Here is a 24241-nt window from a genome sequence, read left to right as displayed (position 1 = left end):
ATTTCTGGGGGGTGCTCCCGATGCAGGCCTAACCTATTCATCCCGCTTCGTTTTCGATCATCACCCCCTGCCGACGGGGATTCCGGCAAAGCCAAGTCCCGATCCGCAAATGCTCGCGGAATTAATGGAACGCGAAAGAAGCTTTGCGGGAACGGGTGCAAACGCGTCGATCGGCCGCAGCCGAATATCGATGCCGCGGTACGGCTGTCTTGCCTGAGCGGGTCCGTTCAGTTGCTCCTGAACCAGCTCGCGAGCGGCCCTCGCTGCGTCAATAGTGACCGACGACAGGTCCGACCTTGCCGCGAAAGACGCGATAACCGACCGCGGTGTACACAAGAAGGAGCGGAAACACGAAGAGGCCCTCGCCCCAGAACATGAACGCGAGGCTGGAATGGGGCGCCGCCGCCTCATCAATCGTGATAACGAATGGGATCATATAGGGCCAGAACGACAGCGCCAGCGTTCCGAACGCGGAGGCGAAGATCAGCGACACCATGTGAAACGGCCAATAGTCGTTATGACGCAGAATGCTGGTTGCAAGCACCGCCGCGGCAGCGGCGCCGATCGCCGGGAAGACGAACAGATATGGCCTGTCGATCCACCGGTGCAGAATAGGCAGATGTTCTGCAAGCGCATAAATAAAAACAAGAATCAGGAATCCCAACACGCCCATTGCGAGGATCGGTATCTGACGGCGCGCCGTCACGCGCACGACGCCATCGCACTTCCTGACAAGCCAGCAGGCGCCGAGAAGCATGTAACCCAGGCACAGTCCGGCACCACAGAGCAGCGAGAATGGCGACAGCCAGCCGAGCGCGCCGCCCGTATATTCACCGTCGACAAATGCCAATCCCCTCACCAGGGCGCCAACCATCGCGCCCTGCATGAAGCTCGCCGCAAGCGAGCCGCCGGCGAAGCCCGCCTCCCATATCCAGCGGGTGCGCAGCGCCTTGTTGCGGAATTCGAAGGCCACCCCGCGCAGGATCAAGCCGAGCAGCATGACGATGACCGGCACATAGAAGGCGGATAGCAGAACGGAATAAGCCACGGGAAAGGCTCCCCAGAGGATCACGCCGGAGACCACCAGCCAGGTCTCGTTGCCATCCCAGACCGGCGCCACGGTGCTCAGCATCGCGCTTCGGTTCGCCTCGCTTCTCGTCAAACCGAAGAGCATGCCGATTCCAAGATCGAAGCCATCCAGCAGCAGGTAGATCAGAATGCTGATGGCGAGGAGAGCAACCCAGAACATCACCATGGCTATTCTCCCGCACCGACATAACCACGAGCAGCGGCAGGCCCGCCGTCCGCCAGCGACATGGGCCGGCTGGGCACCGCGGTTTCCCAGGCCTTGGGAGCGGCGGCGACCGGGCCAGCGCGCAAGAGACGGTAGATGTAATAGGTCCCGAACGAGAAGATGAAGGCGTAGACAGCGCCGAAAAGGATTAGCGATGTCATCGCGGCAGGCGCGGTCAGGAAAGGCGTTACCGCATCGGCCGTGCGCAGCACGCCATAGACGGTCCACGGCTGGCGTCCGATCTCAGCCGTGTACCAGCCGGTGAGGATCGCAATGAACGGCAAGGAGAAGCTTAGAAAGATGAGCCAGAGCAGCAGGCGGCTGCGTTCGATCCGGCCCTTCGCCATCAAGTACGATCCGAGCCAGGCGAGTGCCAGCATGATCAATCCGCAGCCGACCATGATTCGGAAGGTCATGAAGGGAACGAACACCGGTGGCCGGTCTTCCGGCGGAAAGTCCGTCAATCCGATTTCCTTGGAAGTCAGGCTCATGCTGCCGATGATGCTCCCGAGCACCGGGATCTTGATCTCGAACCTGTTGGTCTCCGTCGTGGAATCGGGAATCGCGATCAGCACCTCTGACGCCGGCTGCTCGTCATGCCAGCGTGCCTCGATCGCGGCGAACTTCGCCGGCTGATGTTGATGAACATAGTCGCCGACCAGATGCCCGAACACGAGTTGCAGCGGGATCAGGACGGCGGCGAGGAATAGTCCCATGCGAAGCATGATCCGCGCTTCGGCACGGTAGGTTCGCCTCAGCAGATACCATGCACCAGTGGCCGCGACGCAGAATGCGCCGGTCAGGTAGGACGCCAGCAGCATGTGCGGGAAGCGCACCCAGACGACGGAGTTGAAGATGATCTTCGTCCAATCGTCGGGCACAAAGGCGCCGTCGCGGAAGGCATAACCGACCGGAAACTGCATCCAGCTATTGTTGGTCATGATCCAGAATGCCGAAAGCGTCGTCCCCACCGCGACCATGGCCGTCGAGAACAGGTAGAACCCCGGTGCAACCCGCTTTCGTCCAAAGATCAGGACGCCGAAGAAGCCGGCCTCCAGCATAAATGCGGTGAACGTCTCGTAGGACAGTAGCGGCCCCTGGATCGGTCCGGACATCCGCGACAACACGCTCCAATTCGTCCCGAATTGAAACGCCATGACGACGCCGGAAACGACCCCGAGGCCGAAGGCAACGCCGAATATCTTGAGCCAGAACTCAAACAGGGTTTGGTAGACAGGCCTTCCCGTCACAAGACGCATCGATTCAAGCACGGTGAGCCAGGCGGCAAGACCGATCGTGAAAGACGGGAAAATGATGTGGAAGGAGATGGTGAAGCCGAACTGTATCCGCGACAGGAGGAGCGCCGTCATGTCCATCCGAAATTTCCTTCCAGCTCTCTCAAACGATTTCAGGCCAGCCCCTCGATTGCGAGCTTCATTGCTCTGATGCGCGCCCGGTCGCGGGCGGCGCTATATTCTCGATCTGAAGAACACCCGCAGTTTCCGCGCGGATGTTTCTACAGAGCGCGGCATCATCGATCAGCGACATACCGTAGGACGGAATCATCTCCTTCAGCTTCGGCAGCCACGCGCTCGCCGTCAGCTCGTCGGCAAAACACTTTTGCAGGACACTGATTGCGACAAATGCCGCGGTGGACGCCCCCGGCGACGCTCCAAGCAGCGCGACGATCGAGTGGTCTGCCGCACCCACGAGTTCGGTGCCAAACTCCAGCACGCCGCCGCGCCTGACGTCTGGCTTGATGATCTGAACCCGCTGACCGGCCACCTGCAGCCTCCAATCCCTAGGATTGGCCTTCGGGTAGTATTCGTCCAGCGTCGCCAACCGATGGCTTTCGGACTGCAGCACCTGTTCGATCAGATATTCGGTCAGATCCAAATTGTCGCGGGCGACCGACAGCAGCGGCTTGAGATTGGCCGGCCTGACCGACTCGACGAGGTCGAGCAACGAGCCGTGCTTGAGGAATTTGCTGGAGAAACCGGCATAGGGCCCAAACAGCAGTTCGTGCTTCCCGCCAATCACGCGTGTGTCGAGATGCGGCACCGACATCGGTGGCGAACCGACCGCGGCCTTGCCATAGACCTTGGCATGATGGCGCTTGTTGATCTCGGGATCATCGCAGCGCAGCCAGATGCCGCTGACGGGAAATCCGGCATAGCCCCTTCCTTCCGGAATGCCGGATTTCTGCAGCAGCGGCAGCGCGCCGCCGCCCGCGCCGATGAACACGAACTTGGCGGTCACCGGACGGACATCGCCGCTTTCTAGGTCCTGTACCTCGACCCGCCAGCGGCCATCCTCCGCGCGGACCAGATTGGTAACCCGGTGCTTGTAATGGACCGTGACCCGGGGCTGCTTGAGGAGATGCTGCACCAGGTGGTGAGTGAGCGCGCCATAGTCGACGTCAGTGCCCGTGATGATCCGCGTCGCCGCGACGGGCTCGTCATCGCTGCGTCCCTCCATCACCAGAGGCACCCAATCGGCGATCCGCTTGCGATCCTCGCTGTACTCCATGCCCTCATAGCAGTGGTGGGCCGACATCGCCCCAAATCTCTTCCTGAGAAAGGCAACGTTGGCGGCTCCATGGACGAAGCTCATATGCGGCACGGGATGGATGAAGCTACGCGGCTCCCTGATCGCGCCCTTCCGGACGAGGTATGCCCAGAACTGCCGCGACAGGTCGAACTCGACGTTAACCTGCAGCGCTCTGGAGATGTCGATAGTGCCGTCCGGCCGTTCCGGCGTGTAGTTCATTTCGCAATTGGCGGCGTGCCCGGTGCCAGCATTATTCCAGGCTTCCGAGCTTTCCAGCCCGCAATCCTCCAGCGTCTCGAGCATGGCAATGGAGAACGACGGCTCGAGCTCCTTGAGGAACACCCCGACGGTCGAGCTCATGATGCCCGCACCGATCAGGACGACATCGGATTCGGTCGGCAGGTCGGTCTGCATAATGGCGTTCCTCAGTTCTTCCGAAGTCCAGTCTCGTTTTGCAGTCAGCTCGTGGCCTGCTGCCGCTCGGCCCTGAACGGTACCGCCGCTCCGGCTTCAAGGACGACATAGGCCCGACGCCAGGACGAAGCGTCGACCAGCCGCCAGCTATGCCCGGAGCCGGCCGTGTCTTCCGCAAGCAGCACGTCTCCGGGGTGGAGGACAAAGTGCTTGCCTTCGCGTGTCTCGAAGTCCAGCGTGCCGCTTAACGTTATGACGAGCTGGCGGACCGGGGCCGTGTGCCAGGTGAACGCGCCACCAGATGCCGTCTCCTGGAACGAGATGCTGGCCACCTTGATCTTCCCGCTCAGCCAGTCGCCGCGCACACCAGGCGTCAGATCAATCGTCCCCTCCTCGAAATAGGAGTTGCGATCCGGCCCGGTCCATAACCGCACACATCTGATCATGTTCAACGCTCCGATTTGCTCAGCGCCCTTGCGCAGCGGGATCGCCTTCCGTGGCCACATAAGGCCGCACCATCTTCATCGGATCGACGATACGATCAAACTCCTGCTCGTCGACGAAGCCGAGCTTGAGCGCGGCCTGCTTGAGAGTGAGGTCATTGTCCATTGCGTAATGCGCGATCTTGGACGCCCTGTCGTAGCCGATAACAGGCGAAAGCGCAGTCACGAGCATCAGCGAACGCTCGACATATTCCCTGATCTTCTTCAGATTGGGACGCGTCCCCTCGATGAGGAATTTGCGGAAATTGACGCAGCCGTCGGTCATGATCGTCAGCGAGTGCGTGATGTTGTAGATCATCAACGGCTTGTAGACGTTCATCTCGAGGTAGCCGCCGGCGCCGCCAAGGCCGACGGCAACATCATTGGCCATGACCTGAACGGCGATCATGGTGAGCGCCTCCGCCTGCGTCGGATTGACCTTCCCCGGCATGATCGAGGAACCCGGCTCGTTTTCCGGAATCAAAAGCTCGGCAAAGCCCGCGCGCGGGCCGCAGGACATCAGGCGAATGTCATTGCCGATCTTGTACAGCGAAGCCGCAAGAGTGCGGAACGTGCCGGAGAGCTGGACCAGCGCATCATGTGCACCCTGCACCGTGAATTTGTTGGGCGCGCTGACGAATGGCAGGCCGGTCAACGCGGCGATCTCGGCCGCTGCGGCCTCGGCGAAATCCGGCGCCGCATTGATCCCGGTGCCGACAGCGGTGCCGCCGAGCGCCAGCCGGTAAACGCCTTTCAAGCCGTCCTCGATACGTTCGATATTGTCCGCCAGCATGCCCGCATAGCCTGACCATTCCTGGCCCAACGTAAGCGGCGTCGCGTCCTGCATGTGGGTCCGACCGATCTTGACCACGTGGTCCCATTCCGCCGCCTTTGCCACTATGGCGTCATGGAGCGCCTTCACCGCGGGCAGCAGGCGCTTTTTCACGTTGACTGCCGCCGCGATGTACATCGCGGATGGAAAGCTGTCGTTCGAGGATTGCGCCATGTTGACGTGGTCATTGGGATGAACCGGCTTCTTGCTGCCAAGCGGTGTTCCCGCCAGTTCGCAGCAGCGGTTGGAGATGACCTCGTTCACATTCATGTTGAACTGCGTACCGCTTCCGGTCATCCAGACATGCAAGGGGAACATGTCGTGGTGCCGGCCAGCAAGGATCTCGTCGCAGGCCAGAACGATGAGCCTGCGCACCTCATCGCTTAGCCGATAGCCTCTGTAATTTGCATTGGCCGCCGCTTTCTTGAGGATCGCATAGGCGGCGATCATCTCGCGCGGCATCAGATCCTTGCCGATGCTGAAGTGCTCGAGAGATCGTTGCGTCTGGGCACCCCAGAGCTTGTCACCGGGTACCCTCACCTCTCCAAGGCTGTCTGTTTCGGTACGGAAATCGCTCATGCTCATTCCCATCGCGGGCGTCTCGACCGTCGAGACGCCGCTACAGGCTAGCGACACCAGCCGCGGCCGGCTTCCGCAAACGAATACGTTTTGCCGATTTGCATGGGCCCGATTCCGTCAGGCGATGGGGAGCCCGTAATCATGTTGAAGCGCGCAGTGCGCCGCGCCTACCGGAAAGGTGATGCGGTCCGGATGCGTAAACACCTCGTAGCCATCATGACGTGCGACCGCAATCAGGGTGATCCCGGCGGCATCTGCCGTTCGTATTGCAAGCGCGGTCGGGGCTGACATTGCCATCAGCACCGGAACCGCCATCATCGCTGTTTTCTGCACCATCTCAACCGACACGCGGCTCGTGAGAAGGACCGCCCCATCACAGGCAGATATGCTCCCGGCCAGCATCGCGCCCGCAAGCTTGTCGAGCGCATTGTGGCGACCGACATCCTCCCGAACCGCAGCGATGCCGGAAGATGGCCGCCAGAACGCCGCCGCATGAACCGATCGAGTCCGGCGATTGAGCTGCTGCTGTGGCCCAAGCGCGCACATTGCGTGCAGGAGCTCGCGCGCATCGAACGTCGCGTGCGATTTGACTGGGCGCGGCGGCCGCTGTGTCTGTTCCAGGCTCTCCATTCCACAAAGCCCACAACCGACTGGACCGACAGTCGCCCGCCGCCGCGCGACAAGACGTTCCGCGCGGCTCTCGACAAGCCACATCCGCACCTCAATTCCAAGCTCGGTTTCGATGATGTCGATGTTCTGAACCTCGTCAATGCCTTCGATAACGCCTTCGGTGACCGAAAAACCGACGGCAAAGTCGCCGAGATCCCCTGGCGTCGCCATCATGACCGCATAGGTCGAGCCGTTATAGGTCAGCGCGATGGCGGATTCTTCGGCGACCGGCCGCAAGGATCGTGTCGGCACGGCTCCCCGCCACTGCAAATTGGCAAATTCCTCGAAACCGAGAGCGCTCATCGCAACAACCCCTGGCGCGTCGCTTGGACGGCAGCGCTGCCGGCGGCGTACAGCATCTGGTAGACCTATGTATGCGCGTACTCACTCGAATGCCGCGACGCGCGCACCTTGAGTGCGATACCGAAGGCAAGAAAGCCCCATCCTTGGAAGATCAGATCGACGACAAGCATGGCGCCAAGAAGCCAGAGGCCGACGCTTGGCCATGCGGCAATCAAGATGACGCCCACGCACAAGGTGAGAACGCCTGCCGCCACGATCCACCGCCAGCCCGCCGCGGGCCGCGAATGGAATCCCGCCCAGGCCCGCATGACGCCCGCGACCACCATGAACACGCCCGCCAGGAGCGATAGTTCGACGGAGGCCAAGACGGGATCATAGAAAATGATGGCGCCCGCCGCCGCGTAAACCAGGCCGCTCAACAGCCAGAACAAAAAGCTACGAAGGCCCCGCGCTGAGAACGCGTGCACGATCTGAAACAGGCCACTCACCAGCACCGCCGCTCCGATGAACAACACGGAAGCCAGGTTGGCCAACATCAGATTTGTGGATGCGATGCCGCCAAGGATGAGATCGCCAACGCCAAGCGCGACGAACCAACCCCACTTGCCGCTGATCGCGCGAATGGCGCTGCCCAGCGCCGGTTTGACCTCGAGCGTATTCGTCATGACTTTAAGGCCTCCTGTGGATCCCCAGTGGCAGCGCATCACCTCGCCACGGATCGGAGCTTGGCCGGGCCACCATGCACAGTCTTTCGAACAGCTCTCGCGCGTTCCCGGTTCGCACGGCCAAGCGGCTCGTGGTGGATCACGCCAACGCGCGCCTAGTCCAGGGGGAAGATCAGGATCGCCCTGGTACCTCGTGGCCCGAATTGTATGTCGATCGTCCCGTCCAGATTGCTTGCGAGCGCTTCGACGATTCTCAAGCCCATTCCCGCAGAAATGGTGGGATTGGATGTTCCGTTATCGGTGATACGGCATTCGACCGACGTTCCCGACGGCAGGAGCTCAAGCTCAATTTTGCCGGAGCCCTGTCGAAAGGCATGGCGCACCGCATTTGTAATCAACTCGAACACGATCATCCCAACAGCGCTCTGAGCTCATCCTGAGCGGACAGAGAGACAGGGTAAGCTCGATGCCCTTGCTCTCGAGCTTCGAGTGGCTGATGGCTTGACACAGCTTGTGAAGATAGGCGCTCGCATCGATAGTCGTGCTGTAGTCTGGCATTTGCAGGGATCGATGCACACGCGCGAAGCTCTGCAAGCGATCCTGAACCGCGCCGAGCGCCAGCTTGGCCTCACTGCTCTTGCAACGGGCCGCCGCCAGCGACAGCGAGCTGATTGCAAATGCAAATTCATTGTTGATCCGGTGAGACAACTCTCGCAGCAGCAGTCGCTCCGAATGAACCACCGGTTCGGAAGAAGCCTGTACGTGACTATTCATCTCGCAACCCCGGATACCCATCCAGAAGCGAACGCCATGAACGCTCCTGGCTACACACATGAGCCCATCAACGGCTCAACATATCCGGGGAATGTGCGCTTATCTTTCGAGCGCGCCAGTCGAGTTCTACAATTGCACGCTCATGACGACACTAATGCTCGCTTATCCTTTGAGCCGTCCTCGCTTGAGGCCGCGCCAAATCGGCCGAGCCCCTCGGTGCGGCAGCGCGAAGCGCCGCCGGAATGCCGGCGCTGCGAGGGCCGACATTGGCTGCCTGCAAGCCTCGCGCTGTGCAACTTGTCAGGCGCCATGAAGAACTCTTGCTCACTCGGAATTTGAGTAGCTGCGCGAGGTCTCGTACAGGAACCAGGTCCTCCGTTCCGTTTCGTCAATCCAGTTTTCCAAGAGACTTGCGGTCGCGACATCACCATATTCGTCGCAGAGCTGGTGTACCTGCCGCATTTCCTTTGTCAGTTGTTGGTTGTCGCCGCGCAGTTCGGCCAGCATGTCCTGTGGGTCGACATACTCCGCGTCATTGTCGAGAATTCGCTGCTGGCGCGCGATATGAGCGATGGAGCGGATGGTCGTGCCGCCGATCTTGCGCGCGCGCTCGGCGATCGGATCAGTCATCGCAAATATCTGATCGGATTGCTCGTCGAGCAGCAGGTGATAGTCGCGAAAGTGCGTGCCGGACATGTGCCAATGGAAGTTCTTTGTCTTGACATAGAGCGCAAAGACATCCGCCAGCAGGGCGCCAAGTGCGGCGGGAATATCCCGCACCGCGTCCCTCCCGAGATCAGTCGGCGTTTCCAGTTTTTCGCGGGTGCGAGAGACCACCATCGTTCTATCCTTTTGAGTTGAGCGGCAGACGTATCGTCTTAATGCCCGTTGTTACTAGCCATGCGGCCATTGCCGGTCTTTCCAGGACACCCGCGCCGTTTTCAATTTCGCACGAAGGGCCCTCAGAGTGCGGCGCCGGACAGGAGCGTCGCTCAGGTGGGCACGGCAGGAACGTAGGCTGCAGCACGCCCGTCTTTCCGCGGTCTTCATGCCTTGTTCCCAATCGCACGTCGCCGCGATGGACGGACGCGCAACAAATCCATGGCTTCGCTCGCTGCCGGCATTTATTCAGCCGGGATTGCTTTGGTTGGAGCAACCTCGTCGGCAACCGGCACCGGAGCGATCGTCTCAAACACGCCGTCGCGCCGGACCAAGGCATGGAATAGCGCCGCCGCGATATGCAGCAGCACCAGCGCGAAGAACGCGAAACCAAGATAGAAATGTGCATCCCACAGCAGGGTGTGCAGGCTGTCGCTCTGAGGCAAGAGGGATGGAAGGCGAATCCCCCCGTACAGCACGACCGGATACGCCGCGGCGGACAGCATCCCCCAGCCGAGCAGGGGCATCGCGATCATCAGCGCATAGAGCGCATAGTGTGACAAATGCGCCGCAAGCTTCATCGACTCGGGCAGATCGGCCGGAAGGGCCGGCGCACCGCGATACAGCCGCAGGACAAGGCGGATCAGTGCAAGCACAAGAATGGCGACACCGAGCGATTCGTGGGTCGCAACGAGCGGCAAATACTTCGGCATGATAGTGGACACCATGCCGACGCCGATGAAAAACATCGCAAGAAGGCAGGCCGCCATCAACCAGTGCAGCAGGCGCTGGAGCGGACTGAAGCGGTGGCGGATATGGATCATGGCTTGGCTCCGGCTTCGGTTCGCGGGTAGTCCTTGGCTTCTGCGGTGCGTAGGTCATAAGATTCCCGGTAGACCGATGACCGCGCGGCGGGAAACGGATCATCCGACGTCCGTATGCCCGGCGGCAGGACGGTCGGGTCGAAATTGATGTCGCGGCAGGGGCCGTCAGCCTCGGCCTCGATCCGCTGCACGATGAGAGTGCCGATCTCCACCGTGCGGCGGTCGTCGGGCCAGACTTTGCTCGGGTCCGCGGTCGGATCACCGGGATTCGCGACCGTCACGACCATGGTCCAACGCACCGGCCCGCTGCGCACGCGCTCAGTGATCTCCCGCTCCAGGAAGTCCGGACTGCGCTTGGCGAGATCATCATGCGTGACCGGAACGATCAGCGCGGTCGGGACGAGCGACCAGCGTGCCGTATGCTCCACGCCCGCAGCATCCGTCAGGACGAAGCTGTTAAGACTGTTGTACCGCTCTTCGGCATAGCTGCCGGTCCAGGGCGCGCTCGAAGCCCAGGCGGCGAACGCCGCGAATTCGGGGTTCGCCGTAGTAAATGTTTTCATTGCGTTCGGATCCTTGCTGGCGGACGCCAGCAGCAGGTCACGGAAGGCTTGCGGCGTCGACACCGGGAAGAACGGCGGATCGATCATGGCACTGCGCCATTCCCGGCCATCCGGGGTCGCGACACGCAGCCCCATGCCGCGCACTCGCACCGTCGCATCCGCAGCGTCCGGATCGGGCGTTCCCAGGTTGAAGCGGCCCACGGCCGGATATTGGCCGCGAGTGAAAACCTGTGCGCTCGAGAGCGCCGCTCCGTTCCCATTCGCCTCGAAGACGCCCGTGAAGCAGATGCCCTTCGCGTGATTCCGGCGATGGCCAAGCGCCGGACCGCCCGGGGGCGCCAGCGCGGCCAGCATCTTGTCCGGCGTGAGGCGCTGGGGCGAGAGCCACCCCGCCGTGTAAGCGAATGCGGCAGCAGCGCCACCGACGATCGCCGCGATCATCACGAGAGATCCGAGCAGGCGTAAGGGAGAATTGTGCAACGGGGACATGCAAGCGCTCACTGTTCGGGCGGATGGTCCTCTTTCTTTCCGCCCGCGGCCCTGGTCTTTCGAACACGACGAAACACTTTCGGAATCGCACGTCGAGCGATCGAGTGCGCATCCCCTCCGGCCTCGGAGACCACCGGACTCCGGAGCGCGTGCCCAGGAGCTGGAGGCGCACCAACGTGGCCCTCAATAGCAACGTGCCGGCGTCTCGGTGAGGAAACGCCGGCACAGCAGGACAGATAAGCCGCGGATTTGCTTACTTGGGCACGCTGCCCTCGATACCCTCGACATACCAGTTCAGCGAGTTGAAGGTGGCGGCCGGCATGATGCTGCCGGCGGCAACCATTTCCTTGCCGCCATTGTCCTTGATCGGGCCGGCGAAGGGATTCAGCTCGCCCGAAATGAGCTTGGCCTTCTTGTCTTCAAACACCTTGACCGCTTCCGGCGGAATATCGGAATTGAGCGGCGCCATCACCACCAATCCTTCCTTCAAGCCCCAGCGCGTATGTCGGTTGCCGTTCCAGGTGCCGTCGAGAACCTTCTTGGTTTCGGCGATATAGTAGCCGCTCCAGTCCTCGGTCGTACCCGTCAGCTGCGCCTTCTTTCCGAAACTCGACATATCCGCGTCGATGCTGAAGGCGTAGGTGCCTTTCTCCTGAGCCGCCTGGATGGAAGCCGGCGAATCCGTGTTCTGGGCCACCGCGTCGGCTCCTTGCGCTATCAGGGTGTCAGCGGCCTGGCGCTCCTTGCCCGGATCATACCAAGTGTTGACCCAGATCGGCTTCATCTTGATCTTCGGATTGACCGACTGCGCGCCCAACGTCATCGAATCGATATTGCGCATGACGCTAGGAATTGGGAACGAGCCGATGAAGCCAAGCGTATTAGTCTTTGTCATCTGGCCGGCGATGACCCCGATCAGGTAAAAGCCCTCCTCGAAGCGAGGCTCGTAGACCGAGATGTTCGCAGCGGTCTTGAAGCCGTTGACATGCTCGAATTTCACGTCAGGAAATAGTTTCGCGACCTTCTGCAGCGGCTCCATATAACCAAATGAAGTGGCAAAAATTAACTTGTTGCCGTCAGCGGCAAGCTGACGAAAAACGCGTTCGGAATCCGCAGTTTCCGGCACATTCTCGACATAGGTCGTCTTGATTGCGGAGCCAAGCGCCGCTTCCAGCTTCTTTCGCGCCACATCATGCTGTTGTGTCCAGCCGCCGTCACTGACCGGCCCGAGATAAACAAACGCGACCTTGAGCGGTTCGGCAGCGAACGCCGGCGCCGGCAAGGTCGCCGTCAGCCCCGCCGCTACGCACACCCGCAGAGCATTCCAGATTTTTCTCAACTCCATCATACTTTCCTTTGGTTAGAGCAGAATAAACCGCGAGCGCGGCTCTCTCACGCGGTGGGATGGAAACTGTGGCCAAGGGAGGCCGGTTGATTGAGCAGGATCGTCCTGGGATCGCGGCAGATGATGACGAGCACGATGATGGTCGCCGCGTAGGGCAGCATCGACAGGAACTCGGTCGGAATTGGCAGCGCGAAGCCTTGCGCGAAGAGCTGAAACTGGGTGACGCCGCCGAACAGATAGGCGCCGACGACGACACGGGTTGGCTTCCAGGTCCCAAATACGACGAGGGCCAGCGCTATCCAGCCCTTGCCGGCCGACATTCCCTCGACCCACATCGGCGTTTGCACCAGCGAGAGATAGGCGCCGGCAATGCCCGCGGTCGCCCCGCCGAAGATCACCGCGAGATAGCGCGTCGCCAACACAGGCTTGCCGATCGCATGAGCGACGGCCGGCGATTCTCCGATCGCACGCAGCGTGAGCCCGATGCGCGATTTCGTCAGGAACCATTGCACGCCGACGAACAGAGCCACCGACAGATAAACCATGACGTCGTAGTGGAAGAGGAGATCGCCGACCACGGGGATAGCGGTGAGGCCCGGAATCGTGATCGGCGCCAGCCGCTCCACCGGCAGGCCCGCCAGATTGTGGCCGACGAAAGCCGAAAGACCCACGCCAAACAAAGTCAGCGCAAGACCGGTCGCCACCTGATTGGTCTGCAGGTTGAGCGTGAGAAAACCGAAGATCAGGGACAGGGCGACACCTGCCGCGGCTGCGGCGGCAAAACCGACCCCATCGCTGCCGGTGGCCCGCGCCGCCGCAAACCCCGCGACTGCACCGATCAGCATCATGCCTTCGATGCCGAGATTGAGCACGCCTGATCTTTCGACCACGGTCTCGCCGAGCGCGGCGTAAATCAACGGTGTTGCCGCGACCACCGTGCTGGCAACCATCGGGACAATGGCAATCATGCGACGCTCTCCCTCGGGGCCGTCGGCCTGGTCTTGCCGCTATCGACACGCTTCAATCGGAAATTGATGAAGAGATCCGTTGCTAGCAGGTAGAACAGCAGCAGCCCTTGAAAAAGTCCGGTGATCGCCGACGGCAGCCCCATGCCCATCTGCGCCGCCTCGCCGCCGAGATAGAGCAGCGACATCAGGAGCGCGCCGAAGATAATGCCGATCGGATGTAACCGCCCGATCCAGGCGACGATGATCGCGGCGAAGCCGTAGCCGGGCGAGATCTGCTGCTGCAGGCGTCCGATCGGGCCCGCAACCTCGCAGATGCCGGCAAGCCCTGCCATGCCGCCGCACAGCAACAGCGCGATCCAGATATTGCGCTTCTCCGAAAAGCCGGCATAGGCCGCCGCAGCCGGCGCAAGCCCCGCGACCTGCATCCTGAATCCTGCAAAGGTCTTCTGCGAAAAGATCCAGGCCACGAGTGCAAGGGCAAGCGCGTAAACGATGCCCCAGGTCACGCGCGTGCCCGAGATCAGCACCGCCATGGTCTCGGCGTCGCCGAATCCTTGCGACTGCGGGTAGTTCTGACCCTCGGGATCGCGCCACGGTCCGTGAACGAGCCAGGACAGAACCAACTGGGAGATGTACACCAGCATCAGCGTGACAAGGATTTCGTTGGTGTTGAACCGCGTCCGCAGGAACGCCGGGATGGCGGCCCAGGCCATTCCGCCGAGAATGCCGGCGAGCACCATCAGCGGCATCGCGAGGCTGGAGTCGCTGTCGCCGAACCAGAGCGCGACACCACCGCCCGCGATCGCGCCCATCGTGAGTTGTCCCTCGGCGCCGATATTCCAGACGCTCGCGCGAAAGCCCAAGGCGAGCCCGACGCCGCAGAGCAGGAGCGGCGTCGTCTTCAGCAGCAACTCACCGATGCCATAGGTGCTCGAAACGGGTTTCACGAAGAACAGATAGAAGGCCTCCATCGGATCCTTGCCCAGCGCGCTGAACAGGAGAAATCCCGTCATCAGCATGCAGAGCGCCGCCAGCAGCGGCGAGGCAAAGCGCATCAGGGAAGAAGGTGTCGCACGCCGTTCCAGCCTAAGCATCGGCTGTCTCCAGTCGCGAAGGCGCGCAAGCCGACGCGCCGGGCATCACATCGGCAAACTTGCCGCTCATCCAGATGCCGATTTGCTCGATCGACGTCTCCGCGGGCTTCACTGATGGCGAAAGACGTCCGCCTGCTAGCACGGCGATCCGATCACTGATGTTGAAGAGCTCGTCGAGCTCCTCCGAGATCACCAACAGCCCGACGCCTTGGTCGCGCAGATCGATCAGCGCCTGGCGGATGAGTTGCGCCGCACCGACGTCGACGCCCCAGGTCGGCTGCGCCACGATCATGATTTTCGGCTGCAGCATGGTCTCCCGCCCGACGATGTATTTCTGCAGATTCCCGCCCGAGAGACTTGAGGCGACGGATTGTTCGCCGCCGCACTTGACGTTGAAACGTTCGATGACCGCCTTCGAAAAGCTTCGCATGACGCTGGGCAGGATCATCCCCCTCCGCACCATGCCGCTTTGCGCGCCTGTCAGCAGTGCATTGTAGGCCAGACTCATGGGCGGTACCGCGCCGCGGCCAAGCCGCTCCTCGGGAACGAAGGTGAGACCGTGCGCGCGACGCTTTGCCGGATTGAGCGTCCCCACCGGCCGGCCCATCAGCTTGATCATCGATGCATCGGGACTGAGCCGCTCGCCCGAGAGCGCCGCCATCAATTCCTTCTGTCCGTTGCCGGAGACGCCGGCGATGCCCAGGATTTCGCCGCTTCGGATCTTAAGACAAATGTCCTTAAGCGAGGTACCGAAGGGGTCGGACGAGATCAGCGACAAATGATCGACTTCGAGTCGCACCTCCTGAGGCTCGCGTGGCGTCAGGTGGCATTCCGCGAGCTCGCCACCAATCATCAAGCGGGCGAGACTTTCGTTGGTTTCGTTCCGCGGGATCGCGGTGCCGCTCACGCGCCCGCCGCGCAGGACGGTGGCAGTGTCGCACAGCGCGCGTATTTCATCGAGCTTGTGACTGATATAAAGGATGCTGCATCCTTCGGACGCCAGGCGGCGGAGCGTCTTGAACAGGGTCAAAACCGCCTGCGGCGTGAGCACCGAGGTGGGCTCATCCATGATGAGAAGCTTCGGCTCCTGCAACAGGCAGCGCACGATCTCGACGCGCTGTCGCTCGCCGACCGACATGCTGTGGACGAGCCGATAGGGATCGATAGGAAGACCGTATTTCTCCGAGACCTCGGTAATCCGCGCCGCGAGCTGTGCGGTCGGGATATGCTCGTCCAGCGCCAGCGCGATGTTTTCCCAGACGGTCAGGGTCTCGAACAGAGAGAAATGCTGGAAAACCATGCCAATGCCCAGCCGCCGCGCCTGTGCCGGGGCGGTAATGGTCTCGTAGCGGTCGTTCCAGAGGATAGTGCCGGCATCGGGTTTGGTGACGCCGTAGATGATCTTCATCAGCGTGCTCTTGCCGGCGCCATTCTCGCCGAGAACCGCGTGAATTTCACCCGGGCGGACGCTCAACGAGACGTCCTCGTTCGCCACCACGCTCGGGTAACGCTTGGCAATCCCGGTCAGCACCAACCTTGGCTTTAGGTTTTCAAATCCCGACTGGTCCATGTGTTCGATTCAAGCAGCCTCGGGCCAAGGGGTTTGGCAGCGACCAATGGCTCCAGAAGACACAAGCAATCCGCGCGCCAACTCGGCGCGACCGAACCTGATTAGCGATTTTTCGCTCAGCGGCGAGCGGCGGAGAACCGCGGATGGCAGCAATTCATCCTCCGTGTCGCCGCCAAGACGGCGTCCTGGGATACCACGGAGCGCCCGCTCCTGATCTCTCTGCGCGATCGGCGCCATGCCTATACCCGTCGCTGCCGAACGCGCATGAGGCCGCGCCGCGCTCACGAGCGAGCATGATTAAAAGTGAACTCAATCGGGCCGCGCACCCGCGCGTCCCGCGCATGCCCTGGCGCAATTGTTGCAAGATGCGCGCGAAACCTTTCCGCGCTTACGGGGACTGAATGCCTCATATTCACGCATCCGACGGCACCAAGCTCTATTATGAAGACGTGGGGAGCGGTAGCGCCGTCGTTTTCATTCACGAATTCGCAGGCGACCACCGGACGTGGGAGCCGCAGATGCGCCATTTCGCGCGCTCGCACCGCTGTATCACCTTCAGCCAACGCGGCTATCCGCCATCGGACATACCGAAAGAGCCCGCAAGCTATAGCCAGGATATCGCGGTCGGCGATGTCCTTGCCATTCTCGACGGCTTGGGACTGCAGCGAGCTCACATCGTCGGACATTCCATGGGCGCTTACACGGCTCTGCATCTTGGCATCCGTCATCCCGAACGCTGCATCTCGGTCGTTGCAGCCGGATGTGGTGCCGGCTCCCTGCCTGAACCCGACCGTTGTCAACGACAACGATTGCATGCGGTCGAAACCGGCAAGATGTTCGCCGAGCAAGATATAAGCATTTCCGCGGCGACATATGCCGACGGACCAAACCGCCAGGCCTTCAAGAACAAGGATCCGCGCGGTTGGTCCGAGTTCGCGCGCATGCTTGGCGAGCATTCGGCCGTCGGCCATTCGCTCACAATGTTCGGCGTACAAGCCAAGCGCCCGACGCTATGGGAAATGGAAGCCGAGCTGAAATGCTTCGTACCGCCGCTGCTCGTGATCGTCGGTGATGAGGATGAACCCTGCCTTGAAGGCAGCTTCTTCCTGAAGCGCACAGCGCCGACGGCCGCCCTCCTCGTCGCTCCCCGCGCCGGCCATAATATCACCAGCGAAGAGCCTGCCGCATTCAATGCGGCGCTTTCCGAGCTGTTCTTTGCGGCGGAATCCGGCCGCTGGCTTGCGCATAAGCCGGTTTAGCGGAAGCAGCAGTCATGAGAACCTGGATTCGCGATCCGATCGCCGTGCTCGCAAACGGCGGCAAGCGCGGGCTTGTCGTCGAGGACGGAAAAATCGCCGAGCTCGTCGGGCAGAACGGACCAACCGTACCTTACGACGACATTTTCGACGCCCGGCGGCACGTCATCATCCCGGGCCTGATCAACACGCACCATCACTTCTTCCAGACGCTGACGCGCGCGCATCCCAAGGCGATCAACAAGGAGCTGTTTCCCTGGCTGAAGCAGCTTTACCCGATCTGGGGCGCCCATCTTGATCGCGATTGCTTCCGCCTTGCCGTCCGGGTCGCCTTGACCGAGCTTCTGATTTCCGGCTGCTCTACCGCGGCGGATCATCTGTTTGTCTTTCCGGACGATCTCGCCGACGCCGTCGACATCGAGGCCGAGGAAGCATCAAGGCTCGGGATGCGCATGACGCTGACGCGCGGCGCGATCAATCTCGGTTTTGCCGATGGCGGCATCGCCGATGAGCGGCTGATGCAGGATTACGACAGGGTTCTCACGGATTGCGAACGGGTTCTCGCCAAATATCACGACAGGCGCGAGGGAGCATTCCTGCGCGTGGCGCTTGCGCCGTGCGCGCCTTTCAACGTGACTCGCCGACTGATGAGCGATACCGCCGCCCTGGCCGAAAAGCATGATTGCCGGCTCCACACGCATTTGGGGGAAACGCAGGACGAGAACGCCTACTGCCTGCATCATTTCGGCTGCCGGCCGCTCGACTATCTCGAACAGATGGGCTGGCTGAATGAGCGCGTTTGGCTCGCGCACGGCATCCACTTCAACGATGCGGAGATCGCGCGCCTCGGCAAGCACGGCCTAGGGGTATGTCATTGCCCGACCTCCAACATGGTGCTGTCGTCGGGCTTGTGCAGGACGAAAGATCTGGAAGCGGCGGGCGTCACTGTTGGTCTTGGCGTGGACGGCTCGGCTTCAAATGACAGCTCCAATCTCATGGAGTCCGTCCGCCACGCCTTTCTGCTGGGACGTCTCGCTTACGACGCATCCGCTGTTACCCACCTCGATGCCTTGCGCTGGGCGACGGAAGGCTCGGCCGCCTGCCTCGGGCGCGACGATATCGGCAGAATTGAACCGGGCCGGCAGGCGGATCTTGCTCTCTTTACGCTGGACGAGTTGAGATTTTCCGGCGCCGGTGATCCGATCGCGGCACTCGTGCTTTGTGGCGCGCATCGCGCCGACCGGGTGATGATCGCCGGTCAATGGCGCGTCACCGACGGCGTGCCCGTCGGAATTGATCTGGCGCGGCTGCGCTATGAGCACGGCCGAGCCGCCGCCGCGTTTCTGGCGGATCTGTAGCTGGGCGGTAACCGCTCCGCGACACCAAGTTGCACAACTTTGGCCTCCCATCTGCCCAATCGGTAATCACGCAGCTAGTAATGCGCGGAAACTCCTGACGATATCGATATTGCTGCTGCCCAATCGATCGGCTTGACCGGATTTCTCCTGCAATCCTAATCTGAAACCCGCTTCCGGCTGCAATGGGTAAATGCCTGGCGTCGGATTCCGGCACGCTTCACGGAGTCCTCCATGGCTAAAGACGGAAAGGCCTATCTTTCGAGCCTGCGCGATAACCGTACGATCTACATCGACGGGCGCAAGATCACCGATGTTACGACCGACAGCAATTTTCGCGGCGCAGTCGCCAGCGCCGCACGCCTTTACGACTATCAGGCCGCGCCCGAAAATCTCGAACAGATGACATTCGCTTCGCCGACCAACGGCAAGCGCGTCAACCTGGCTTGGCAGCTTCCAAAGACCTTTGGAGATCTCGTTCGGCGCCGTCAGGCGATTGAAAAATGGTCGGCGCTTTCCTGCGGCATGATCGGCCGGTCACCGGATCACGTCGCCTCGACCCTGGTGGGCCTTCGGATGGGCCTTGCGGCGTTCCGAGATTACGATTCCGCGCGCGCGGCCGCTCTGGAATCCTATTTTCAGTACGCCAGAGACAACGATCTCTTTCTCTCTTACGTCATCATCAACCCGCAATCAGACAAGGCGAAATCCGCCAGCGGCCAACCTGACCCGCACCTCGTCGCATCCGTTGTCGACGAGGACAGCGAGGGCATCACCATTCGCGGCGCCAAGATGCTTGCCACCAGCGGCATCATGGCAAACGAATTGCTGGTCTCTGGCTTTCAAGCGTTGCAGGCCGGCGATGAAGCCTACGCCTTCACGGCGGTGGTACCGCTTGGCACCAAAGGCCTCAGCCTGATGTCGCGCCGCAGCTATGAACAAAGCGCGACCTCGACTTTCGACTATCCGCTGTCATCAAGGTTCGACGAGAACGATGCGGTCGTCTATTTCGACGACGTCAAGATATCCTGGGACCGGGTGTTCGTTTTCAAGGACCTGAAGATGGCGCAGGCGCAATGGCACGACACCCGCGCTCATGTTTTTCAAAACTATCAGTGCATCGTCCGCCTGATGGTGAAGCTTCGCTTCTTGCTTGGGCTCGCGCGCAAGATCGCCGAGACCAACAACATCATAAACTATCCGCAGGTGCGCGAGACGCTGGGACTGCTTGCCGCCAAGGTCAGCAACATCGAAGCGCTTGTCATCGCGATGGAGCTGAAGGGCGAGAGCTTTTACGAATTCTACGTGCCGGATCGGAGCATGCTTTGCAGCGCGCAGGTCATCGCCCAAACGACCTATCCGGAGGTGGTCGAGGCGATCCGCTCGCTTTCCGGCGGCGGCATGATCATGGTCCCCTCCTCCTATGCCGATTTCGCCGCGCCGGAAACCAATGTGCTGATCAGCAAAACACAGCGGTCTCCGGTTGCGACATCGGAGCAACGCGTCAAGCTGATGAAGCTTGCATGGGATGCCGTTGGCTCCGAATTCGGCTCGCGTCATCTGCAATATGAAATGTTCTATTCCGGCGCACCCTTCGTGACGCGCGGAAATTCCTTTCGGTTTTTCGATTGGGATGGGGTGAAGCGCCCGGTCGACCAGTTCATGGGCAGCTATGGTTTGCCTGATGGTCACATGAATCTTCCCGACGCCGCCGAGTAGAGCCGCCGTGTCCAATCTCGAAGACATCCGGCAACTTGGCTTCGTGGAGCATGGCCCCTCCTCGTTGAAGCTGAAGGAGGACGGGCCGCTTTCGGACCTATCTTTTGCGGCGAAGGACCTCATGGATGTCGCCGGATTCAAATCCGGCTGGGGCAATCCGGATCGTTTGCGCGACGCCGATCCTGCCGTGGCGACGGCGCCGAGTGTGCTAGCGCCGTTGATGGCCGGCGCGCGTCTGATCGGCAAGACGCACACCGACGAAATCGCGTGCGGAATGTTCGGAATCAATCCACATTTCGGCACGCCCATCAATCCAAAGGCGCCGGCGCGAGTGCCCGGAGGATCCTCGAGCGGCTCGGCCTCCGTGGTTGCGGCGGGCCTTTGCGATTTCGCCCTTGGGACCGACACCGGCGGTTCGGTACGAGTGCCGGCCAGCTTTTGCGGGCTGTATGGCTTGCGCACCACTTTTGGCCGCCTGTCGGTTGCAGGTATCATGGCGATGGCGCCGAGCTTCGACACGGTTGGCTGGCTCGCGCGCGACGCAACGACGCTGAAGCGTGTCGGCGAAGTCTATTTTGGTCCGATCCGCGAGGTCGCGCCTGCGCGACTTCTGCTTGCGCGCGATGCCTTCGACATCCCGGCCCCGCATATCGGCAAAGCGCTGCTGCCGGCCGCGCGATCACTTGGAAGCGTGACCGAGGTCACGCTGTTTACGGAAGGCGTGGACGTCTGGCTCGACACCTTCAGGCCTTTGCAGCTTTACGATTTGTGGTCGACACTGGGGGCCTGGGGCAAAGCGCCGGGACGGCGGCTCAGCCAGGCGGTTGCGGAACGGATCGAACTGTCGTCGCGCGTCGATCCTGCCAAATTCGCTGCCGCCGTCGTAAGGCGGGAGGCTCTGACCGATCGGCTGATAGATATGCTCGGCAACGATGGTGTCTTGATCCTTCCAACGGCGCACGATCTTCCACCGCTTCGGGAAGCACCGGTATCGGCACAGGTCGAGTTCCGCGAGAAGACCCTTGCGCTCACCTGCGTGGCGAGCCTGTGCCGCTTGCCGCAGGTCAACATCCCCGCTGTTACCGTCGAGGGCTGCCCTGTCGGCCTTTCTCTCATCGCCGGGCCACGCGGCGACCAGCGGCTGCTGGATTGCGCGGAAAAGATCGGACATGCACTCGAACGGGTGCCGCTCGCAACATGAAGGCCGATCATGAGCGAGATTTCATTGGTTACGGCAGGACCCCGCCGGTTGCACGCTGGCCGAACGATGCGCGCCTTGCGATCGTGGTCGTGCTCAACGTCGAGGAGGGCGCAGAGCCATCGATCGGCGATGGCGATCCCATGACCGAAACGGCCCTGACCGACGCGATTCAAGGCGAGGTGCCCGCCGGCATCCGTGACTTCGTTGCCGAGTCCCTGTTCGAATATGGTTCACGCGTTGGTTTTTGGCGGATCATCGACCTGCTTGCGGAACGCGGCATACCGCTCACCGTCAATGCCTGCGCCCAGGCACTTGCGCGCAATCCCCACATGGCCGGGGCGATCCGCGAGCTCAATTTCGACCTGTGCTGTCACGGCGACCGCTTCGTCCGGCATTTCCTGCTGAACGAAAGCGAGGAGCGCGATGTGATCGCACGCGCCGTGGCCGGCATCGAACGGGCGACCGGTCGTCGCCCAGTCGGCTGGCAGAGCCGCTACTCGCCCAGCCGAAACACGCGTGGGCTGCTCGTCGAACTTGGCGGCTTCCTGTACGATTCGGACAGCTATGCCGATGATTGGCCCTATTGGGTCAGGGTTGGCGAGCGGCCCCATCTCATCGTTCCGCATAGCTTCACCAACAATGACAATCGCCTTGCCACAGCCAAGCTTGGGACGGCCAGCGATTTCTATGACCACCTCGCCTCGGCGCTGCGCGTGCTTTATGCGGAGGGCGCGCGCCATCCGCGCATGATGACGGTCAGCCTGCACGCTCGCGTCTCCGGCCAGCCCGCGCGATCGGAGGCGATTGCACGATTTCTCGACTTTGCCGCACAGCACGAGGGGATTTGGTTCGCGAGCCGCTCCGACATCGCCCGGCACTGGATCGAAACTCATCCTCCGGAGCGGTGCGCATGACAAGGAGCGAGCGCCTGCTCATCGCCGGCGGCCTTGTGGTCGATCCTCAATCGGGCACGGCCGATCGCAAGGATATCCTGATTGAGGGCGGCAGGATCGCGCAGATCGGCGCGCCCGGGACCCTGAATGCCACCCACGCCGCGCGCCACGATGGCCGTGATCGCCTGGTCCTGCCGGGCCTTGTCAACGCTCACACCCATGGTCACGCCAATCTGGTGAAGGGCGTCGCCGAGGCATGGACTCTCGAAGCATCGCTGACGAACGGCCCTTGGCTTGCCGGCGCGCGCGATCCCGAAACGATGTACTTGTCGACGCTGCTCGGCGCGCTCGACATGCTGTCGAAGGGCTGCACCGCCTGCTTTGACCTCGTCTATGAATTTCCGCGCCCGACCAAGGACGGCTTCCTGGCGGTGGCAAGGGCTTACGCCGATGCCGGCATGCGCGCAGTGCTGGCGCCGATGATAGCCGATCAAAGCCTCTTCCAGTCGATTCCAGGATTGCCGGACGCGCTGCCGCAGGATTTGCGCGAGGCCGTGCGCAACTTTGATCTCGCGAGCGGTGAAACGATCGTTGCCGCCGTCGAAACGATCCTGGCAGCACAAGGGGAGCTACCCGGCGGCGTGAGCGTCGGCATCGCCCCGACCATCCCGCATCACTGCTCCGAGCGCTTTCTGCGGGCTTGCATGGATGTTGCGGCTCGTCATCGGCTTTCAGTTCACATGCATATCGCGGAGTCCCGGCTGCAGGCGGTGGTCGCCCGCAAGGTCTACGGCCGATCGGCCGTCCGGCATCTTGCCGGTCTCGGCATGTTGCGGCCCGGCTTCACCGCCGCGCATGGCGTGTGGCTCGACGATGAGGATCTCGACCTGCTCGCCGCCCACGGCTGCTCGGTAGCCCACATCCCCGCCAGCAACTATCGGCTCGGCTCGGGAATTGCGCATGTCAGGCCGATGCTCGAGCGCGGCATCAACGTGGGCCTGGCGACCGACGGCGCCAATTCCTCCGACTCGCTCAGCATGCTCCAGGCGATGCGCCTTGCTTCCTTTGGTGCACGCAGCTTCGCTGGTTCCCGCACCGGCTGGCTGACCTCGAGAGAACTCGTCAGGCTTGCAACGCTCGGCGGCGCCAAGATTCTTGGGCTCGAGGGATGCGGCCGGTTGGAGCAAGGCGCCTGCGCCGACCTCGTCCTGTTCGATCTCGCCCACATCGATTTCATTCCCGACACCGATCCCGTCAATCAGCTCGTGACATCAGCCGATTCGGCTTCGGTTACTGACGTCGTGGTCGGCGGCGTGTTCAAAGTACGCGACCGCAAGCTCGTTTCGGTCGACACCAGCGATCTGCGCGACCGCGTTCGCGAAAGTGTAAAGGCGCTCGCGGCAAGCACGCGTTCGGCGCGCGTCCTTGCCGAACGCCTGGAGCCGCACGTCGTCGCCTTTGCCGAGTCCATCTCGAGCGAGCCGCTTTCAATCGAGCGGCGTATCGTGCCGAGGCAAGGTTGA

General features: G+C 61.8%; 22 protein-coding genes. 6 read left to right on the top strand and 16 right to left on the bottom strand.

Annotated elements, in window-relative coordinates; translation table 11 throughout:
- Positions 1-268: 268 nt before the first annotated feature.
- From cydB to F758_RS0103255, 16 genes are all read right to left on the bottom strand, one after another.
- Positions 269-1255: a cytochrome d ubiquinol oxidase subunit II gene (gene cydB, locus F758_RS0103330; RefSeq protein ID WP_024506519.1), complete on the bottom strand. Its 987-nt coding sequence runs from the start codon at positions 1253-1255 to the stop codon at positions 269-271.
- Positions 1256-1257: 2 nt separating this feature from the next.
- Positions 1258-2670, bottom strand: coding sequence for a cytochrome ubiquinol oxidase subunit I (locus F758_RS0103325; RefSeq protein ID WP_024506518.1), 1413 nt, complete (start codon positions 2668-2670; stop codon positions 1258-1260).
- Between the two features lie 58 nt (positions 2671-2728).
- Entirely contained in the window at positions 2729-4258 is a 1530-nt protein-coding gene (gene mqo / locus F758_RS0103320; protein WP_024506517.1) for a malate dehydrogenase (quinone), read from the bottom strand.
- A 44-nt stretch (positions 4259-4302) separates the two neighbouring features.
- Complete coding sequence (locus tag F758_RS0103315; RefSeq protein ID WP_024506516.1) at positions 4303-4704, bottom strand: cupin domain-containing protein; 402 nt, start codon at positions 4702-4704, stop codon at positions 4303-4305.
- Positions 4705-4723: 19 nt separating this feature from the next.
- Positions 4724-6151: a class II fumarate hydratase gene (fumC, locus tag F758_RS0103310; RefSeq protein ID WP_024506515.1), complete on the bottom strand. Its 1428-nt coding sequence runs from the start codon at positions 6149-6151 to the stop codon at positions 4724-4726.
- Positions 6152-6268: 117 nt separating this feature from the next.
- Positions 6269-7123: a formate dehydrogenase accessory sulfurtransferase FdhD gene (gene fdhD / locus F758_RS0103305; protein WP_024506514.1), complete on the bottom strand. Its 855-nt coding sequence runs from the start codon at positions 7121-7123 to the stop codon at positions 6269-6271.
- A gap of 65 nt (positions 7124-7188) precedes the next feature.
- Positions 7189-7788 carry an HdeD family acid-resistance protein gene (locus tag F758_RS0103300; protein ID WP_024506513.1) on the bottom strand — a complete coding sequence of 200 codons (600 nt, stop codon included), beginning with the start codon at positions 7786-7788 and terminating at the stop codon, positions 7189-7191.
- 155 nt (positions 7789-7943) lie between these two features.
- Positions 7944-8201 (bottom strand): ATP-binding protein, encoded by a 258-nt coding sequence (locus F758_RS53150; protein WP_157449843.1) that lies wholly within the window; start codon positions 8199-8201, stop codon positions 7944-7946.
- A complete protein-coding gene (locus F758_RS0103290; RefSeq protein WP_024506512.1) occupies positions 8134-8562 on the bottom strand; it encodes a histidine kinase dimerization/phosphoacceptor domain -containing protein in 429 nt (142 codons plus the stop codon). The genes F758_RS53150 and F758_RS0103290 overlap by 68 nt, the downstream gene beginning before the upstream one ends.
- Positions 8563-8886: 324 nt before the next feature.
- Positions 8887-9402, bottom strand: a complete 516-nt coding sequence (locus F758_RS0103285; protein ID WP_024506511.1) for a Dps family protein — start codon at positions 9400-9402, stop codon at positions 8887-8889.
- A gap of 284 nt (positions 9403-9686) precedes the next feature.
- Entirely contained in the window at positions 9687-10265 is a 579-nt protein-coding gene (locus F758_RS0103280; protein ID WP_024506510.1) for a cytochrome b, read from the bottom strand.
- The gene (locus F758_RS0103275) at positions 10262-11317 is read right to left on the bottom strand and encodes a catalase family peroxidase (RefSeq protein ID WP_024506509.1); all 1056 of its coding nucleotides are present in this window, start codon (positions 11315-11317) and stop codon (positions 10262-10264) included. The genes F758_RS0103280 and F758_RS0103275 overlap by 4 nt, the downstream gene beginning before the upstream one ends.
- A gap of 253 nt (positions 11318-11570) precedes the next feature.
- Positions 11571-12656 carry a BMP family ABC transporter substrate-binding protein gene (locus tag F758_RS0103270; RefSeq protein ID WP_502689122.1) on the bottom strand — a complete coding sequence of 362 codons (1086 nt, stop codon included), beginning with the start codon at positions 12654-12656 and terminating at the stop codon, positions 11571-11573.
- Positions 12657-12709: 53 nt separating this feature from the next.
- Positions 12710-13630 (bottom strand): ABC transporter permease, encoded by a 921-nt coding sequence (locus tag F758_RS0103265; RefSeq protein WP_024506507.1) that lies wholly within the window; start codon positions 13628-13630, stop codon positions 12710-12712.
- On the bottom strand, positions 13627-14724 hold the full coding sequence (locus F758_RS0103260; protein ID WP_024506506.1) for an ABC transporter permease: 1098 nt from the start codon (positions 14722-14724) through the stop codon (positions 13627-13629). The genes F758_RS0103265 and F758_RS0103260 overlap by 4 nt, the downstream gene beginning before the upstream one ends.
- Positions 14717-16294, bottom strand: coding sequence for an ABC transporter ATP-binding protein (locus tag F758_RS0103255; RefSeq protein ID WP_024506505.1), 1578 nt, complete (start codon positions 16292-16294; stop codon positions 14717-14719). The genes F758_RS0103260 and F758_RS0103255 overlap by 8 nt, the downstream gene beginning before the upstream one ends.
- Positions 16295-16695: 401 nt before the next feature.
- Here F758_RS0103255 and F758_RS0103250 point away from each other — a divergent pair, with 401 nt between their 5' ends.
- The 6 genes from F758_RS0103250 (at position 16696) to F758_RS0103225 (ending at position 24241) form a co-directional block, all read left to right on the top strand.
- Positions 16696-17553: an alpha/beta fold hydrolase gene (locus F758_RS0103250; RefSeq protein ID WP_024506504.1), complete on the top strand. Its 858-nt coding sequence runs from the start codon at positions 16696-16698 to the stop codon at positions 17551-17553.
- A 14-nt stretch (positions 17554-17567) separates the two neighbouring features.
- The gene (locus F758_RS0103245) at positions 17568-18908 is read left to right on the top strand and encodes an 8-oxoguanine deaminase (RefSeq protein ID WP_024506503.1); all 1341 of its coding nucleotides are present in this window, start codon (positions 17568-17570) and stop codon (positions 18906-18908) included.
- A gap of 231 nt (positions 18909-19139) precedes the next feature.
- Positions 19140-20624 carry a 4-hydroxyphenylacetate 3-hydroxylase family protein gene (locus tag F758_RS0103240; protein WP_024506502.1) on the top strand — a complete coding sequence of 495 codons (1485 nt, stop codon included), beginning with the start codon at positions 19140-19142 and terminating at the stop codon, positions 20622-20624.
- Positions 20625-20631: 7 nt separating this feature from the next.
- Entirely contained in the window at positions 20632-21825 is a 1194-nt protein-coding gene (locus tag F758_RS0103235; protein WP_024506501.1) for an amidase, read from the top strand.
- On the top strand, positions 21822-22739 hold the full coding sequence (locus F758_RS0103230) for a polysaccharide deacetylase family protein (RefSeq protein WP_024506500.1): 918 nt from the start codon (positions 21822-21824) through the stop codon (positions 22737-22739). The genes F758_RS0103235 and F758_RS0103230 overlap by 4 nt, the downstream gene beginning before the upstream one ends.
- On the top strand, positions 22736-24241 hold the full coding sequence (locus tag F758_RS0103225) for an amidohydrolase family protein (RefSeq protein WP_024506499.1): 1506 nt from the start codon (positions 22736-22738) through the stop codon (positions 24239-24241). The genes F758_RS0103230 and F758_RS0103225 overlap by 4 nt, the downstream gene beginning before the upstream one ends.

It is taken from the genome of Bradyrhizobium sp. ARR65, from assembly GCF_000472385.1.
GTDB lineage: Bacteria > Pseudomonadota > Alphaproteobacteria > Rhizobiales > Xanthobacteraceae > Bradyrhizobium.
Note: the sequence above shows the minus strand (reverse complement) of the source record. Positions and strands in the feature narration are given on the sequence as shown.